Origin of the sequence: Brevibacillus sp. NRRL NRS-603, from assembly GCF_003013445.1 — a bacterium.
GTDB classification, from domain to species: Bacteria; Bacillota; Bacilli; order Brevibacillales; family Brevibacillaceae; genus Brevibacillus; species Brevibacillus formosus.
Window position 1 is genome coordinate 114,557 of the sequence record NZ_PXZN01000011.1, and the last position, 17,981, is coordinate 132,537.

Here is a 17,981-nt window from a genome sequence, read left to right on the forward strand (position 1 = left end):
GTTGAGCTTGATGGACATCAGAGAAATGGTGGCGTCGATTACAAAAGAAATTTTGCAGTCGATGAATACAGAAAAGCAAAGCAGCACAGCGCCTCGTGTCCTGTACGTTTTTTGCGACAGCCAGGCTCATGAGGCGTTTCAGGATCATTTTATCCAACTGAAAAACCACGGGATCTGCCATGACATTCTCTTCCTGGACGGAGAAACCTCTTCCTGGTTGGGAATGCACAAGATCGAATGTGGGGGAGCAGGAAAAATTCTTACAGCAGATGAGTACGCTCCTGCCCCGTTGGAAGTGCCGAAAGATTATGTCGGTATTGTGATTCCAGAAATCGATTTGGATAATGCAGCGAGAATTGCTTCCGGTCTAAAAGGAACAATTAAAGCGGAAATCGTCTTTTCCGCATTGGTGACGGGCAAATTCGTCATCGCTGGTTCCGATGTGCCGGGGATCAAGCGCGCAGACCGTCGTACCCTGCAAACATTGACACTGACACCTGCTTATGAAAAGCTGTTCAACCGTCACGTTGAGAGCATGAAAGAGCTGGGTGTGGAGTTTGCAGAACAACGCCGTCTGGCTGATCGCGTGGTTTCCAAGCTGAAAGCTCAGCTGCAAAAAGTGGAGACTACTAACAAGACAGAACAACCGACATTGACTCCTTTGGATGAGCAGGAAGCCGTCTTTTCCGGGAAGCTGTTGACAGCGGATTGGATCAGATCTCAGCCTGAGCTTCGCGATACGACTTTGATCGTGAAAAAAGGTGCAATTGTTTCTCCGCTAGCTTATGACAGCATGAGAGAACGCGGTATTACGGTCAGCTATTTAGGAAAAGGGTGATCGCATGTTTTTGGGAAAAGTGATCGGCAGCGTCTGGGCCACGCAAAAAGAAGCAGGTATGGAAAATCTCAAGCTCATGGTGGTTCAGCCGATTGATTGGCGTGGCGAAGAAGGCGGACAAACCGTTATCGCAGCGGATAGGATCGGTGCGGGAATCGGGGAGCAGGTTATCGTCTCTCGTGGGACGCCTGCCCGAATCCTTTTCTCCGGCACCAGTGTGCCGATCGATGCGATCATCGTAGGCATCGTGGATTCGTTTGAGGTGCCGGGTGCCGCAGGAAGAGAGGAATAGGAATGGAACAGGAACGTTCACGAGTCATCCAGGAATTCGTGCCAGGGAAACAGGTCACGTTGGCTCATGTAATCGCAAACCCTGACCCAATGCTCTATACCAAGCTAGGTATCAATGAGGCCGGTGCAATCGGCATTTTGACTTTGACGCCTACCGAAACAGCCATTATTGCCGCAGACATTGCGACAAAGGCTGCTGGCGTCGAGCTTGGGTTTCTCGATCGTTTTACAGGTTCGCTGATTGTCGTAGGAGATGTATCCGCTGTTGAGATGGCAGTCGAGGCGGTCAATCAGGTACTGAGCGAAAAACTGCGGTTTACACCGGCATTGGTGACGAAATCATGACCGGCCGTGTAATGATTATCGGTGCAATCGAAGCAGGAAAGTCTTCTCTGGTGCGGGCGCTGTTCAATGACGAACAGCCTGCCAGGAAGACGCAAGCGCTCGAATATCGGGACTGGGCGATTGACACTCCGGGTGAGTACAGCGAAAACCCGATGTTTTACCGCACGCTTATGGCTACCTCTCTTGAGGCGAAGGTCATTGTGATGGTGCAGGATGCAACAAGGGAACGCAATTATTTCCCTCCTGGCTTTTCACAAGGGTTTCCGCAATCGTGTATCGGGGTCATTACCAAAATGGATCATCCTGATGCAAATGTAGAGAGGGCAGAACAATTCCTGCGTCAATCGCTCGGCAATGCGAAAATTTTCCGGACCTCCTCGCTCACGAGTGAGGGAGTGCCAGAATTGCGAGCGTATTTGCAGGGAATTGTAAACGAGTAAGCGTGATTAACCAGTATTACACCCCTTTCCGCCGCAGCGTGTCTGTGAGAAAATGAGGTCATATCAACTCCTAGCAGGTGAAAAGAGGTTCACATGCAATCAATACGAGAAGTGTGCAAAGCGTCCACGACGTTGAGTGATGACGACATTCGGATTGTGGAGGATCTGGCTTCCAAGCTTCAGATTTTTGCTGATCTGTCTCAAGCGGACATGTTTATCGATTGTCCGACGGTAGATCGGAGCGCTGCGATGGTAGTCGCACAAGCTGCACCGAGTACGGCACGCTCTATGTACAGTGGATCGGTCGTAGGGCATTTGGCGACGGCGATTAATGAGCCGGCTGTTATGTATTGTCTGACTACAGGCAAGCCCGTCATCGGTTCGCGTGGGGTTTCACAGGAGCAGGTCGTGATGCGACAAAGCGTCGTACCCATCACGAATGCGGCTGGAAAAACAATCGGGACCTTGATAACTGAACAAGATATATCCAAACAGGTGGAACAGGAAAAGAACGTCGAAATGCTCAAGGAAACAACGGAGCATTTAAGCGAGACGCTCATCCAGTTCGCTATGCATGATCTGCCCATTTCGTCACTTTTGCACGAGGGTATGATCTTGTTTGATCAGAGCGGGGTTATCACGTACGCGAATGTTCGTGCCCACAAGCTGCTCTCCTTGATTGGCTTTGAACGGCCGGAAAAGGGAGAGAGCATCGAACGTATTTTTTCCTGGAGAGTTACCCCGGAGAATTTTGTGCGCAACGGGGGTTATATTCAGGAGGAGCTGTCAAAAGGCAAACATTTTATCATGATGAAAGCGGTTTCGTCCGTCCGCAAGCAAGACATCATCGGGGGATTCATTCTCCTGCGAGACATATCGGACATTCGGGAAAAAGAAAAGCAATTAATGATCAAATCCGCGGTGATCAAAGAGATTCACCACCGGGTCAAAAACAATTTGCAAACCATCTCTAGCTTGCTGCGCCTGCAAATGCGGCGTTCGCAGTCCAACGAGATTGAAAAGGTATACCGGGAAAGCATCAATCGCATTAACAGCATCGCCATTATTCACGAATACTTGGCACAGGATGGTCTGGAGCAGATTGACTTCAAAGAGATTTTAACCAAAATATCGAAAATAATCGTCTCTTCGATGAGACGTTCTGAGCAAGCTATACACGTCGTGGTGACGGGCGAATCGGTGTATCTGCCGTCCAACAAAGCAACATCGTTTGCCTTGATCGTCACCGAGCTGATTCAAAATTGCATGATTCATGGTTTTCATGAGCAGCAAGAAGGGAAAATCTCTATAGCACTCGTCGCCAAGGAAGACTTCGTGAGTCTGTCTGTGACAGATGACGGTGTAGGCATCGAGGACATGGAGCAAATCCACAAAAAGGGCCATCTCGGCCTGAAAATTGTCGATACACTGGTCAGGGAAGACCTCGAAGGCACGATGCATTTCCGCAACACTGGGAACGGGACAGAGGTTACCATACTCTATCCGATCCAAAAGGAGGATGAAGATGACACAGCCGAAGATTATGGTAGTTGATGACGAGCCGATTATTCGCATGGATTTGCGCGAGATGCTCGAAAATGAAGGGTATTTAGTGGTTGCCGAGGCGAAAAACGGAGAAGAGGCAGTCGAACAGGCCCATCGTCACAAGCCCGATCTGATCATCATGGATGTGAAAATGCCTGTCTTGAATGGAATCAAGGCAAGCAGTATCATTCGTTCCTTTTCAGACAGTTCCATTCTTCTTTTGACGGCTTATAGCCAAAAGGAACTCGTTCAGGATGCCAGAAAAGCGGGTGTGACGGCTTACTTGGTGAAGCCGGTGTCGGAGGATGACTTGATTCCCGCAGTAGAAATCGCACTCAGTCAAAAGGAAAAAGTCGTTTCCCTGAAGAAGGATATAAACGATCTGAAGCAAAAGATCGAGGATCGCAAGGCAGTGGAAAAGGCAAAAGGAAAGCTGATGAGCGCCCTATCCTTGGAAGAGGATGCGGCTTACAAATGGATGCAGCAAGTTAGCATGCAACGGCGCATGCCGCTTGTGAAGCTGGCAGAGGAAATATTGTCAGGCGAGCAGGCCATTTTTACGCAAGGCTAGTACTGACGTTATCATAAAAAGCAGTGACAAGTAGATACGAAGAAAGCAAAGGCGCTTGAATCAGACCGGGAGCGAGGAACCGGCTGTTCAAGCGTTTTTTCGTAGGGCCCGTCTGACACGCCAATGGTTCAAGGAGGTTCATATGGACGAACAATGGATCCAAAGCGTCGGGATCGATGTGGGAACAAGCACGACCAAAATGATCGTAAGCCGATTGCGATTGGGTCGCATGTCCAGCACGTTTTCGCTGCCGCGTTATCAGATCGTGGAGCGACAATTGCTGTATGCGAGTGAAGTACATTCCACACCGCTCATCGGATTTGATGAAATCGACGCAGACGGAATCGGAGCGATTCTTGCAGCCGAGTACGACAAGGCACAAATCAGCTTGTCTCAAATCAAGTCCGGGGCGGTCATCATTACCGGAGAAACAGCCAGCAAAAAGAACGCACAGCATATCGTTCATCTGCTGGCTGAACGCTCCGGGGATTTCGTGGTAGCGACAGCAGGTGCTGACCTTGAAGGCGTGCTGGCGGGCAAGGGCGCTGGCGCAGAGAAACGCTCGCAAGCCATGCAAGGTGTAATCGTCAATGTCGATATTGGCGGAGGCACAGCGAATGCAGCCTACTTCCAACGTGGCCGAGCGATTGCGACGGTTACGTTCCACGTCGGAGGAAGGCTGATCCGTCTCAGTCCACAGGGTGTTGTTCAATACGTGTCGCCGAACATTCAACAATGGCTGACGGCAAAAGGACTGCGTATTCAAGTCGGACAGGAAATCGGATTCGCGCAGCTCACAGAGGTTGCCGAACAGCTGGGACGCAGTATGCTCGATTATTTGACGGGAAAAGAGCGCCAAGTATCAGGCTTGCTCGTAGTGGGGCCGCATTTGCGCGATGCCATCCCTGTTGACGAATTGACTGTCTCAGGCGGTGTGGGTCTGCTCATGAGCGGACCTCCCGTCAGAAATATAGCGGATGCGAGCCGATACGGTGATTTCGGCCCGCTGCTCGGATATGTACTCCAGCAGGAGCGCGAAAAAGGAACGTATCCGGTACAGTGGCTAGACCCGGATCAAACAGTAAGGGCAACGGTAATTGGCGCGGGGATGCAGAGCACGGAGATTAGTGGTTCAACCGTGCATATCAACCCGGAGCTGTTGCCGATTAAAAATATTCCGATTCTCAAGCTGGAGCTTACCGAGGAACAATTGGCAGATGCCACACGACTGCGACAGGAAGTGGCTTCGATCTACCAACTGGGTGAGCGCCTGTTTGAAAAAACGACAGGGATTCCTTGCGCACTCGCGATCTCCGGCATTGGGTACTGCTCGTACGCTCTGTTGCAGACGCTGTCCCAGGAGCTGTCGGAGCAATACCGGGCAACTTTCCCCGAGAGTCAAACGATGGTCGTGATCTGTGAAACAGATATGGCGAAAGCGCTCGGGCAGGCCTTGGCGCTGCGTTGCAAAGGGGCACCGGAAATCATTTGCATCGATCAGGTGCGTGTGGAATACGGCGATTACATCGATCTGGGTGAGCCGATCTCGGGAACGATTATTCCCGTCGTCGTCAAAACACTCGCGTTTGATGAAAAGCCGTAACGTAAGAAGGGGTGGACGTGATGAACACGAAAACGACTGTGCTTGGACAGACCTATCAATTTCGCGATTTGAAAGAAGTTTTCGCGAAAGCTAATGAAGATAAATCAGGCGACCAGCTGGCTGGCATCGCCGCTGCTGATTCCCGGGAACGTGTAGCTGCCAAGCAGGTTTTGGCTGATCTGACATTGGCGGATATCCGCAACAATCCGATGGTTCCGGCAGAAGAAGACGAAGTATCGCGTGTGATCGAAGAAGGCATCAACGAAAAGATTTACAACGAAATCAAGAACTGGAGTGTAGCTGAGCTGCGCGAGTACATTCTGAGCCATCAAGCAGGCGATAATGAACTCAAGCGAATCAGCCGCGGCTTGTCCAGTGAGATGATCGCAGCGACTGCCAAGCTCATGAGCAACCTGGACTTGATTACCGCTGCGTCCAAGATCAAAGTTGTGACGCATGCCAACACGGCAATCGGTCAGAGGGGCGTATTGGCTTCTCGTGTACAGCCGAACCATCCATCCGATAACGTACAAGGCATCAAAGCGTCTCTGTACGAAGGACTGAGCTACGGAATCGGCGATGCGGTTATCGGGATCAACCCGGTTATCGATACAGCGGACAGCGTCAAGGATATTTTGAACATGACCAAAGACGTGATGACCAAGTTTGATATCCCAACGCAAAACTGCGTATTGGCTCACGTATCCACGCAAATGCGTGCCATCCGTAATGGGGCACCAGCAGACTTGATCTTCCAAAGTTTGGCGGGTAGTGAAAAAGGAAACAATGCATTTGGTATTGATGTAGCACTGCTGGATGAGGCAGATGAGCTGATGCGCAAGGAAGGCACCTCCTACGGGCCGAACTTCTGGTATTTCGAGACAGGCCAAGGCTCAGAGCTGTCTGCCGAGGCGCATCACGGCATGGACCAGGTAACAATGGAAGCGCGCTGCTACGGACTTGCTCGCAAGTACAATCCGTTTATCGTGAACACAGTAGTTGGCTTCATTGGACCTGAGTATTTGTACGACAGCCGTCAAGTTATCCGCGCGGGACTGGAAGACCATTACATGGGCAAAATGCACGGTTTGCCGATGGGCTGTGACGTATGCTACACGAACCACATGAAGGTCGATCAAAACGACATGGACAATCTCGGCATTTTGCTCTCGTCGGCAGGGGTTAACTTTGTTATCGGCGTAGCGATGGCTGACGATGTCATGCTCAACTATCAATCGACGAGCTTCCATGATATTGCGGCATTCCGTGAAGTGATGGGACTGCGACCTGCTCCTGATTTTGAAAAATGGCTGGAGAAAATGGGCATCATGGAAAACGGTAGACTGACTGCAAAAGCAGGCGATCCGACAATCTTCATGTAAGATCAGGAGGTGAAAGACGGATGGAACAACAATTAGATTTCTTGGTAGATAAAGTAGTAGCAGAGCTGCAAAAGAAGCTGGGTGAGGCCACAGAACAAGCTCCGTCACCAAAAAAAGAGACAGGCTTGATCCAACTGAGATCGGAGCCAAAGGCAGAGCCAGTAGCAAATGCGACAGCCGCACCGACATCGGCTCCTGTAGTGAATGAGCAGCCTGCTCCATCGAAAGAACCAGAGAGAACCACACATGTGCCGAATCCGAAGTACAAGGAAGGCTTGGATGAATTGCTGTCCAGCACGCCAGCGCGCATCGGAGTTTGGCGTACAGGTGTGAGACCTTTGACCAAAACCATGCTCGAATTGCGCCGCGACCATGCTGCGGCTGTGGATGCTGTATATGGTGAAGTCAGTCAGGCGGTGCTCGACCAGTTCTCTCTGTTCACAGTGGAAACACAGTATGACAACACGGAAAACTATTTGAAGCGCCCAGACATGGGACGTATCCTCACTGAGGAAGGCGTGCGCATGCTCCAAGAGCGCTGCCAAAAGAAACCGCAGGTACAAATCGTCGTTTCAGACGGCTTGAGTGCCGCTGCTGTGGATGCGAACCTGAAAGACGTGCTTCCATCCCTGATGGACTCTTTGAAAAGCTACGGACTGACCTGCGGCACCCCATTTTTTATCAAGGGCGGACGCGTAGCCAGCATGGATCACGTCGGGGAGATTTTGGAGCCAGAAGTATTGGTGCTCTTGATCGGAGAACGTCCAGGACTGGTTACGGCGCATTCCATGAGTGCGTACATGTGCTACCGTCCACGCAAAGGTATGGTAGAATCAGAGCGTACAGTGATCTCGAATATTCATCGTCAAGGTACATCTCCGGTTGAGGCGGGGGCCCACATCGGGACAATCCTCTCCAAAATGCTGGAGCAAAAAGCAAGTGGTGTAAAACTAGTCTTGTAATAGAACCAATGACGACGAGGAGGATTCTACATGACATTCCGCAGAAAAAAAGTAGCCGTAATCGGTAGTGGCTTTACTGGAGCGACAACTGCGTTCATCATGGCGCAAAAAGAGCTGGCTGACATCGTATTGGTGGATATTCCGCAACTGGAAAACCCAACGAAGGGGAAAGCACTCGACATGATGGAAGCTTCCCCAGTTCTCGGCTTCGATGCTAGCATCACAGGTACTTCTGACTACAAAGACATCGAAGGCTCCGATATCGTAATCATCACAGCAGGGATTGCTCGTAAGCCAGGTATGTCCCGCGACGACTTGGTAGCAACGAATGCAGCCATCATGCGCTCGGTTGCCGAGCAAGTGAAAACATATGCGCCAAACTCCATCGTACTCATCCTGTCCAACCCGGTAGATGCGATGACCTATACATTCTACAAAACATCCGGCTTCCCGAAACACCGCGTAATCGGTCAATCCGGCGTACTGGATACAGCTCGCTTCCGTACGTTCGTAGCGATGGAACTGAATGTATCTGTAAATGACGTAACAGGCTTCGTATTGGGCGGTCACGGTGACGACATGGTGCCACTCTTGCGTTACTCCTACGCTGGCGGCATCCCGCTCGAAAAATTGATCCCACAAGATCGTCTGGATGCCATCGTCGAGCGTACACGCAAAGGCGGCGGCGAAATCGTAGCTCTCTTGGGCAACGGTTCCGCTTACTATGCACCTGCGGCAGCTCTGGTAGAAATGGCAGAAGCGATCTTGAAAGACCAGAAGCGCATCCTCCCATCCATCGCTCTACTCCAAGGCGAGTATGGCTACAACGATATCTACCTGGGCGTACCAACTCTCTTGGGCGGAAACGGTATCGAGCAAGTCATCGAGCTGGATCTGACTGCTGCTGAGAAAGCAGCCTTGGATAAATCCGCAGATTCCGTTCGTGCGGTTATGAAAGTAGCTATGCCATAAGCACAGTATGAAAATGAAAGCTTCGCCAGATGTATTGGCGGAGCTTTTTTTACAATGTGGATGGAGTAGCCGTAGTGGAGGGAAGAAGCGGATTTCCAGTCTACGCTTCAGCCTACGCCCTGCTGAGGGCGGGTACTGTTCGCTCCGAAATAAATAGCGGGAGCGCTTCAAAAGTAGAGTTTCGAGGATGTTTTTTCAGAGGTTGAAGCTGAAAACCCCCGCTATTTATTTCGGAGCTGGGTAGGGCTCCAGAGGCGCTAGGACTGGAAATCCGCTTCTTCCTACGAGGCTGTATTCGCAAGACATTGGAGGAATTGTGCGAAGAGTGACGAACTAGATTACTGGAATGTTAAGAATTGTAAAGAAAAATCTTTCAAAAAAATATATTTTATTGTAAAATAAAGGAAAAAAGTAGGGGTTGGTTCTTTATGGGGGGGCTGCAAGGGACGATGCACTGGTCGCTGCGGTCAGAGATTGAAAGACACCGTAGAGAGTGCGGCTATACCTTGAGTAAATTAGGTGAATTGACGGGCATCAACCATGGGAGTTTAAGCGAGATTCTGAACGGAAATCCACCGCGGGCTATGACCATTGGTCAATTAGATGCGCTAGCGGCGGTGTTTGGTCGCGAGCCAGGTTGGTTGTACGAATTGTATACGGAAGAATGCATATCAGAGGGGCGAATATCGCGCCCTCGGTTGATACCATATTTAGTTCGATGCGCGGAGGTTGGGCGGAAAGATTGCATAGACGATGTTGTTCCTAAATTGTTGGACAACCCTAAAAATATTTCGACCCTCTTTTTAGTGGCGGAACAGCTATATGAAAGCGGAAAACAAAAAGAGTCCGTGCCTTTTTATCAGGCTGTCGTTGATAGCGAGAAGGATGGACATTCTGACCAATTCGTAATGAGTCAGTATCGATTGTTTCGGGCTGCACTCGGAACCAATTCAGAAGAAAATGGGGAGGCAGTTATTCGGTTTTCCCCTTATCGGAATCGGCTTCCTGAAAACTATCAGCTGGATGCTTTATTTCAATTAGCACGGGTTTGTTTCGCTTTGCAGAAATGGAAGAAATCAGAGCAGTATGCAGATGAATTACGGTTTCTTGCAGAAACGATTTACATACATGAGTTGGATAGGTTGAAAAGAAACAAGAAGAGTGAACTCCCGGAAGTAGAGCGTCCTCTCGTTTATTACTACGGTATGGGGTATTTATTTAAAGGTGCGGCTTTGGAAATGCAAGGACTGTATGTACAAGCCAAACCGTATGTACAAGGATACGCTGATTTAGGATGGTTTGAACTGCTTGATGAAGCTGGACACCAAGAGGTTGAAAGATTCAGGATTTGGGCAAAGGCTAACCTATACACCTTGGAGGTATTGTCTGGCAATGCAAATATCATTGAGGAGTATGCAGACTATCTCGAAAGTCTTCCCACGATTGAAATACTTGCTGGTTTGATTTCCATTATGAAATCAGCTAATATCTACCGTTTTTGTGTGGATAAGGTAGTGGAGCGGTTTTCCTCACATATTGCCAGTTTTGGTCAATTTACAGATGCAATTGGGTTAGACCGACATCTTCAGTTTCAGTATCAGACAGCCATTTATGAATTCGGTAAAGGGAGGATAGAGAAAGGGATTGAAGAAACCTTATGTTGCCTTACCTTAGCTGATTTGATGAGCCGATATGAGGATACTCTTAAATGTGTTACATTATTTGAAGAGTATCGGCAGTATGCATCCACAACACAAGTGGAACAATATAAAGCAATTGTTACAGGTAGAAAGAAGGCTGACTTGATTTTCTAAAATTATTAAAAAGTAATACGCATTTCCACCTTGCCTAAAGGCTGAGTCCATTCTTTATTTATGGGTTCTCCACTTATAGAAAAGCGATCTAACATCAGTATTGTTATGTTAGAGCATGGTACTGATGGTTAGGTCTCAATCCAATATTCAAACAAATGTTTGAAAACGATTAGTAAGTAGAGGGAGGGGATGGAAGGATGAAAGTTTTTATCCTGGCATTTTTTATTACGTTTGGACTTTTTGGGGGTATACTTAATACGCCGGATCATTATGACAAAATTACGGCCAAGGCCTACCAACATGGCACTCAAGGGTAGGGAAACTTAACAGACAAAGCGATGTCTAATCAAGGTAGAATGGCTAAAATTTCACGTGCCTCCGGGTGTCAATGTTGAAAGTGAACCAGCAAAGATATCTAATGATGGAGTAGTCATTCAATATGGTAATGGAATAGGCGGTTAAATATATAGCAGACCCTAGAAAACATCCCCCTGATGGGATGTTTTTTTCTATTCAATTTTTCTTAATCGGTGAATTTCTGCACATCCCTGTATAGTAAATATATGTAATAAATTGTAAAAGAGAGGGGGCGTTGGACATTACTGCTATCGCAAATTTTTTAGATAGGGATGTTTCTTTTCACCCTGGAAACTCCCCCAAAAGAGGAACAGCATCAGCCCCTAAAAGTAAGTGTACGATCCGGGGCATGGTAAAGGAAATCGGTTGCCACTTAGAGTTGGATAATAGAATTGAACAGTTACGACAGGAAATGATGGAATTGGCAGGAAAGTATGGTCTCTCACATGATAAGGTATTGGCTGTAAGCCAACAATTAGATAAATATATTGTCATTGCACAAAACAGATTGAAAACGGAAAAGTAAAGATAAGGTCATTCTTCTAACACTTCAAGGCCCCCAAAAACCCTTCCGTTAAGTCATTGTCCGAATATCTGCTGACTCCTAGGTCAAAAAGTTATGAACTTGATGACGAAACGCTAGGAAGGTAAAGTAGTGTATTTCAAAAAAATTGTGAAATAAAGCGAAGGGATGAACCTATATGGTAGGGCTGCAAGGGACATTGTATCAGTCACTGCGGTCAGAAATCGAACAATGTCGGAGAAAGCACGGTTATACATTAAGCAAACTGGGTGAATTAACGGGCATTAACCCCGGTAGTTTGAGTGAGATATTAAATGGAAATCCCCCGAGGGCTATGACCATAGGGCAATTAGATGCGTTCGCTGAGGTATTTGGACGTGAGCAGGGTTGGTTATATGAATTGTATACAGAAGAATGTTTATCGGAGCAGAGAATATCGCGCCCACGATTAATTCCTTATTTGACTCGATGCGTGGAGGTTGGGAGAAAAGATTGCATAGAGGCTGCCGTTCCCATATTGCTGGAGAATCCGAAAAATATCTCAATTCTGTTTGCAATTGCAGAACAGCTATATGAGAAAGGGCAACTGAAAGAATCGGTGTCCTTTTATGAATATGTCATTGAGAATGAGAAAGATAGCTTTTCTGACCACTTTGTGATGAGTCAGTACAGGCTTTTTCGAATAGTTGTACAAGGAACGAATTTTGAAGAAAATTGGAAAGCAGTTATTCGATTTGATCCGTATCGAAGGCGCTTACCGGAATATATCCAGTTGGATGCTCTTCTGCAATTGGCCAATGTTTGTTATACGCTGCATAAGTGGAGGCAAATGGAGCATTATTCAGATGAATTAAGAGAATTGTCTACAATTGTCTATGCGGATGAGTTGCGGAGGCGAAAAAACAACATACCGAGTGAAATGTTAGCAACAGAACGTCATCTGGTTGTGTACTATGGACAATCATTTCTTATTAAAAGTATAGCATTAGAAAAACAAGAGTTGTATGTAGAAGCGAAGCGATATGTTGAAGGATATGCTGATTTAAGCTGGTTTGAACTCTTGGATGAAGTTGGACAAATCGAGGTTCAGAAATTTCGAACATGGGCAACCGCCAATTTATACACATTGAATATCCTGATGGGGGATGGTGACGTTATCCCTGAGTATATTCAATTCCTGGATGATCATCCGAAAGAAATACTTTCCGGTTTAGTAACGATTGTGAAAGCGGCCAATGAACATGGTTTTTCCATCGACTCAATATTTGATAAGTTTGCAGAAAATATAGATAGTTTGAAGGGGCGCATAGACGCTATCGGCATGAGTGAACATATCCAGTTTCGGAATGAAATGGCGAAATACTTGCTAGAAAAAGAGAAGTATGCAGAGGGGCTTAATGAAACGTTTCAGTGTCTCTCCTTATCTGATATTACTAAAGACTATAACAATTATAGCAGTTTGTTCAAATTATGGGTGTGGGTATCAAAGTCGTTAGTGGATAAGCAACAAAATAGGCAGAGTGATATATGTTAGGCTAAAAATATCCGAATTAGAGGATATTTTTCTATTTGGATATTAGAAACTGCTAGTTCCTTTAAAATTCATAAAATAAAAAACAAGGGAATTATGCTATATAGGGGGCGCAAGGGACATTGTATCGGTCGCTGCGGTCAGAAATCGAACAAAATCGGAAAAAGCATGGCTACACATTAAGCAAGCTGGGTGAATTAACTGGCATTAACCCCGGAAGCTTGAGCGAGATTCTAAATGGAAATCCTCCACGTGCCATCACCATTAGTCAGTTAGACACGCTAGCCAAGGTGTTTGGTCACGATCCGGGTTGGTTGTATGAATTATACCCGGAAGAATGTATATCAGAGGGGAGAATATCGCGCCCCAGATTAATACCATACTTGATTCGATGCGTGGAGGTTGGGAGAAAGGATTGCATAGAAGCTACTGTCCCCCAAATGATGGAGAATCCAAAAAACATCTTGATTCTGTTTGCCCTTGCAGAGCAGCTATATGAGAAAGGGCAACTGAAAGAATCGGTACCCTTTTATGAGTATGTAATTGAGAATGAGAAAGATAGCTTTTCTGACCACTTTGTGATGAGTCAGTATCGGTTATTTCGTGCTGTACTTGGGACAAATTCAGAAGAAAATTGGGAGAGTGTGATTCGGTTTTCTCCATATCGCAATCGGCTTCCTGAAAACTACCAACTCGATGCTTTATTCCAATTAGCGCGGGTTTGCTATGCTTTGCAAAAGTGGAACAAATCAGGGGAGTACGGTGACGAGTTACGGCTTCTTGCGGAAACTGTTCACATGCATGAATTGGACAGGTTGAAGAGAAACAAAAAAGGGGAAACCCTGAAACCAGAGCGCCCACTTGTCTATTATTACGGAATGGGACATTTATATAAAGGTGCAACACTGGAAATGCAAGGACTGTATGAAGAGGCGAAGCAGTATGTGCAGGTTTACGCTGATTTAGGATGGTTTGAATTACTAGATGAAGCCGGACGTAAAGAGGTAGAAAGATTCAAAGTATGGGCAAAGGCGAACTCCTACACTTTGGAGGTGTTGTCTGGCAATACTAGCATCATTGAAGAGTATGCAGACTATCTCGATAGTCTTCCCACCAATGAAGTTCTTGCTGGTTTAAATGCCATTATGAAATCCGCTAACACCTACCATTTTTGCGTGGATGAGATTTTAGAGCGCTTTGCTTCCCGAATTGCTAGTTTCGATCAATTTACAGAAGCAATTGGATTGGATCGACATCTTCGGTTTCGATATCAGATGGCTATTTATGAGTTCGGTAAAGGGCGGATAGAGAGAGGAATTGAAGAAACGATATATTGTCTTTCTCTAGCGGATTTGTTAAATCGACATGACGAGGCTCTTACATACATAACCCTGTTTGGATGGTTAGGAAATTTGAATAAGCGAATAGGGAACCAAAACGAGTTAGGTGGCTAGCATCCTGTTAAGTCATTGTGAATAAATCGTACAATTTCGAAGAAACATCCTGCCAGGATGCTTTTTTATTCCATTTTTTTAGTCTGTAAAAAACGGCATAATCTTTTGTGGTAAATTATGTAATTAGTTGTAAAAATAAAGGGGGCTAAATTCGCGATATTGCATGAACTTTAGAGATATCCAAGAATATCTTAAAAAGAGGAGATAACGGAATGAATTATTACATAATATTTTTCGTTACTTTATTTATTGCTCTCTTCTTTAGTGTTTTATTTATAAAATGGAATAAGCGTGCAGCGTTGCTGTATCTCTTAAATACTTTCATTGGGTTAATCTTTATTTTTTATACCCTATATTACAATGCCTTTGAGAACATTAGCTTTGTGTTATTGCCATTATTAATCTTAGGAATATACTTGAACATTGTTAAGATAATTAAGATTGTAAGATAATCTTGGTAGTTATATACCTCTCCACTCTTTCATTATCAGGTCTTTTTATAGAGAGATGAAGAATGGCTCATCCTCCAGTCCCCTATGCCAGTCAATAATATATTAATCCCAATGATCAATCTTTATAACTCGTGTAGAATTACTGGAGTCACTCTATCAGGTTCCATTCGCTATCTTCCGGATTTTGATGAATCGACATGACGAGACTCTTACTTGCATAGCACTGTTTGGATGGTTGGGAAATTTGAATAAGCGAATAGGTAATGAAAACGAGTTAGATGGCTAGCATCCCATTAGGTCATAGTAAATATATTGTAGATTGATGAAACATCCTCTGGCAGGATGTTTTTTTATTCCGTTTTTTGCAGTCAGTAAAAACCTGCATAACAATTTATGGTTAATTATGTAATAAATATAAAAACAAGGAGGCGTGGATAATGATGTTCCATAAAGCAATAGAAAACTAAGAACAATCTATAAAAAGAGGAGACACGGGTGTCACTAAAACCAAGTGAATAATCTGGTGGTAAAGGAAGTAGTGAGTCTTATAGCAGCAATTGCATTTAAAAAGGGCGTTCCACCCCTTCGACAGGTTAAAGGAACGCCCGCAGGAGGAGCAGTTAAAGCTCCTATAAGTAAATGTATCACGTTACCTCTAGAGCGAGAAGGAGTAACCTATCACGATATTGATCATTTGAAAAACATTGTGCAACAATCGCGCGGACAAATGGTGCAATTGTATTTAGAGAAGCGTGATTTGTTGGATGCTGAAGTCTTGGAATTAAGCCAGCAGTTGGATCAGTACATTTAAGGAGATAGTAAAATTCCTGTTTGGATTTGGAGAAAATTACCGACTGTCAGGTTTGTCAAATGCGAGGTAACGAAACTGACTAGCAGATAAGCAAGGACCCAAAAACAAGCTTTGCGAATTGTCCATTTCAAGTAAGAAAGTTGTGAATGTGTTACCTCAAAGGGTTGTCGTCACTGATAGTAACAACTGATAAGGCGGTTGGAATTTGAGGTGTGATCGGCATGGTGAACATCGAAAGACTTTCAGAGGAAGTGTCAAAAAAATAAGAAAATAGGAGTTGGAAAAGTTATGATCTCAACATTAAATCGGCTCACACGCTTTCTATTATTAGTTCTAGTTGTAACAATTTTTGCGAGTACGCCACAGGTGGCAGATGCTAGGATCTGCGCAATAGCTCCTTCCAACATGATGATGCAGGATAATAAAGACACTGCATGGAATAATGTTCAACCAACTGCAGAATGCGATCCCAAACCTGCCAGCCCGGTAAAGTTAGATGACAAATACTTGAAGAAAAACAATGTGGATGCTCACAAATTGAAGAAGGCTAATGTGCCGAAGGGTGCTAATATCTCCCATTATGATATATATGAAGACAAATATGATGACTATCTTTGGTTAGGAAAAAAGAAACAAGGAAGGAATGAATGGATACAGTTGTTTTTTGACATTATCGATGCCGCTGACATGTTCCCTTTGAGTAGAAATATACCTGAACATTAGACTTAAAACGGAGGTGATGGTGATTATGGATGTGACACTAGCCACCCATGACAATGAAGAAACATGTATAAGTGCAGAATTTTGGTGTTTGGCAGAAGATCAGTTTGATACCCAGATATTATCAGAAGAGCTGTGTCTGATCCCAACATCGACAAGAAAAAAAGGGGAATTAACTCAAGGGAAAATACCTGCTCCTGATACGAGTTGGGAAATTTCAACATCATATGAGGCCTCACTCGATATCAACAACCAGCTTCTCCCGCTCCTTCGTATGCTAGACGGGAAACAAAAAATTTTAAAAGATTTAAAACAAGAACATAATCTCATCTATGGAATCGAATTCTTCATCTATGCGTACGAGAGACAAATCCCTCGAATGAAGCTGACACAAGAAACGATCCAATTTATGAGTGAGATCGGAGGAGTGGCGATGATAAACATCATCATCTATCCTGACGATCTGCCTCCAAACTTGGAACTCAAAGCTCCCCAAGGTACAAGTATCAGGGTAGCCTTCCTGGTCAAAGGAGCTGACACGCAACCGAATTTGAACCCACAACTTCTTCAAGTTTCCCCACACTCATCTTGGATACAAGGGGAACAGACGTCGGATGGGGCAGTATGGTATCTCGAAACGTTAGAGGAAGAAACAGATGATACAGAGGAATTACTGCTGGCAATGATAAACACGTTGAAAGAGGAAAAAGAGTCACTTATCAGTCAGAAGGAAGAACAAAACCTGTCATATGAAATCGTCGTGTACGCTCATGTCAGAAATCGGCAAGAGCCTGCGATCACTGCAAAAGAAAATGTCATCTCATTTTTGCATGAGATCGGAGCTACGCTTGAATTCGTATTGTTCTACGCGGCAGAAGAAAATCGGTATGAAGACGACGGATTGATATAAGAGACAAGATCTCTTGATGTCCAATTTTATGAAGTAAACAGGAAGAGAAGATAACTGATATTACAATGGAAATCGGGGGCTTAGGTGCTCCCTATTTTCGTTGTAATTACATGGGGGGTTCAATGCAATACTATTCATTCCTCGTTTTTGTGATTTTCCTTCATATCACGAAAGTATATAACTTCATCGAGAGCAGACTCAGCCCACTCGATTTCGCCATAGTCGTTGGTATGGGGGTTTTTTGGCTATTACTTAAATGTTGTGAATACTTATCGGGTGTATTGGAAAAGGTATGTATCAAATTCAAAATGAAAGTATGGCAATTGTATGTGTTCGCATTGATCTTGTATTTTTTATTTTAGTTTCTTATGTACCATACTTTGATCAAACGAAAGTGTGAACAGATTCCCCACGCTCGAAAGTATCTTCTACCCTTGAGACTGGAATGTATTTTTCTGCC

At 45.4% G+C, this 17,981-nt stretch carries 17 protein-coding genes; all 17 read left to right on the forward strand.

Going from position 1 to position 17,981, the window contains the following annotated elements; genetic code table 11:
* The first annotated feature begins 10 nt into the window (after window positions 1–10).
* Window positions 11–838, forward strand: a complete 828-nt coding sequence (locus C7R94_RS06535; RefSeq protein ID WP_106779257.1) for a hypothetical protein — start codon at window positions 11–13, stop codon at window positions 836–838.
* A gap of 4 nt (window positions 839–842) precedes the next feature.
* Window positions 843–1,130: a EutN/CcmL family microcompartment protein gene (locus C7R94_RS06540; protein WP_007720099.1), complete on the forward strand. Its 288-nt coding sequence runs from the start codon at window positions 843–845 to the stop codon at window positions 1,128–1,130.
* Between the two features lie 2 nt (window positions 1,131–1,132).
* Window positions 1,133–1,474 carry an ethanolamine utilization microcompartment protein EutS gene (gene eutS, locus C7R94_RS06545; RefSeq protein WP_007720097.1) on the forward strand — a complete coding sequence of 114 codons (342 nt, stop codon included), beginning with the start codon at window positions 1,133–1,135 and terminating at the stop codon, window positions 1,472–1,474.
* A complete protein-coding gene (locus tag C7R94_RS06550) occupies window positions 1,471–1,914 on the forward strand; it encodes a EutP/PduV family microcompartment system protein (protein ID WP_106779260.1) in 444 nt (147 codons plus the stop codon). The genes eutS and C7R94_RS06550 overlap by 4 nt, the downstream gene beginning before the upstream one ends.
* A gap of 93 nt (window positions 1,915–2,007) precedes the next feature.
* The gene (locus tag C7R94_RS06555) at window positions 2,008–3,468 is read left to right on the forward strand and encodes a sensor histidine kinase (RefSeq protein ID WP_106779263.1); all 1,461 of its coding nucleotides are present in this window, start codon (window positions 2,008–2,010) and stop codon (window positions 3,466–3,468) included.
* Window positions 3,434–4,030 carry an ANTAR domain-containing response regulator gene (locus tag C7R94_RS06560; RefSeq protein ID WP_429780242.1) on the forward strand — a complete coding sequence of 199 codons (597 nt, stop codon included), beginning with the start codon at window positions 3,434–3,436 and terminating at the stop codon, window positions 4,028–4,030. The genes C7R94_RS06555 and C7R94_RS06560 overlap by 35 nt, the downstream gene beginning before the upstream one ends.
* 142 nt (window positions 4,031–4,172) lie before the next feature.
* Entirely contained in the window at window positions 4,173–5,633 is a 1,461-nt protein-coding gene (locus C7R94_RS06565; protein ID WP_106779265.1) for an ethanolamine ammonia-lyase reactivating factor EutA, read from the forward strand.
* Window positions 5,634–5,653: 20 nt separating this feature from the next.
* Window positions 5,654–7,015 carry an ethanolamine ammonia-lyase subunit EutB gene (locus tag C7R94_RS06570; protein ID WP_047069976.1) on the forward strand — a complete coding sequence of 454 codons (1,362 nt, stop codon included), beginning with the start codon at window positions 5,654–5,656 and terminating at the stop codon, window positions 7,013–7,015.
* Window positions 7,016–7,035: 20 nt separating this feature from the next.
* On the forward strand, window positions 7,036–7,977 hold the full coding sequence (eutC, locus tag C7R94_RS06575; protein ID WP_106779268.1) for an ethanolamine ammonia-lyase subunit EutC: 942 nt from the start codon (window positions 7,036–7,038) through the stop codon (window positions 7,975–7,977).
* Window positions 7,978–8,007: 30 nt separating this feature from the next.
* Complete coding sequence (gene mdh, locus C7R94_RS06580; RefSeq protein WP_015893779.1) at window positions 8,008–8,949, forward strand: malate dehydrogenase; 942 nt, start codon at window positions 8,008–8,010, stop codon at window positions 8,947–8,949.
* A gap of 428 nt (window positions 8,950–9,377) precedes the next feature.
* Window positions 9,378–10,763 carry a helix-turn-helix domain-containing protein gene (locus tag C7R94_RS06585; protein ID WP_106779270.1) on the forward strand — a complete coding sequence of 462 codons (1,386 nt, stop codon included), beginning with the start codon at window positions 9,378–9,380 and terminating at the stop codon, window positions 10,761–10,763.
* A gap of 592 nt (window positions 10,764–11,355) precedes the next feature.
* Window positions 11,356–11,646, forward strand: a complete 291-nt coding sequence (locus tag C7R94_RS06590; RefSeq protein ID WP_106779272.1) for an aspartyl-phosphate phosphatase Spo0E family protein — start codon at window positions 11,356–11,358, stop codon at window positions 11,644–11,646.
* Window positions 11,647–11,821: 175 nt separating this feature from the next.
* Window positions 11,822–13,177, forward strand: coding sequence for a helix-turn-helix domain-containing protein (locus C7R94_RS06595; RefSeq protein WP_106779273.1), 1,356 nt, complete (start codon window positions 11,822–11,824; stop codon window positions 13,175–13,177).
* A 119-nt stretch (window positions 13,178–13,296) separates the two neighbouring features.
* Window positions 13,297–14,628, forward strand: coding sequence for a helix-turn-helix domain-containing protein (locus C7R94_RS06600; RefSeq protein ID WP_106779274.1), 1,332 nt, complete (start codon window positions 13,297–13,299; stop codon window positions 14,626–14,628).
* A gap of 963 nt (window positions 14,629–15,591) precedes the next feature.
* Window positions 15,592–15,891, forward strand: a complete 300-nt coding sequence (locus C7R94_RS06610) for an aspartyl-phosphate phosphatase Spo0E family protein (protein WP_233220489.1) — start codon at window positions 15,592–15,594, stop codon at window positions 15,889–15,891.
* A gap of 288 nt (window positions 15,892–16,179) precedes the next feature.
* Entirely contained in the window at window positions 16,180–16,614 is a 435-nt protein-coding gene (locus tag C7R94_RS06615; RefSeq protein ID WP_197238596.1) for a hypothetical protein, read from the forward strand.
* A 25-nt stretch (window positions 16,615–16,639) separates the two neighbouring features.
* Window positions 16,640–17,521: a DUF4279 domain-containing protein gene (locus C7R94_RS06620; RefSeq protein ID WP_158264655.1), complete on the forward strand. Its 882-nt coding sequence runs from the start codon at window positions 16,640–16,642 to the stop codon at window positions 17,519–17,521.
* The last annotated feature ends 460 nt before the right edge of the window (window positions 17,522–17,981 follow it).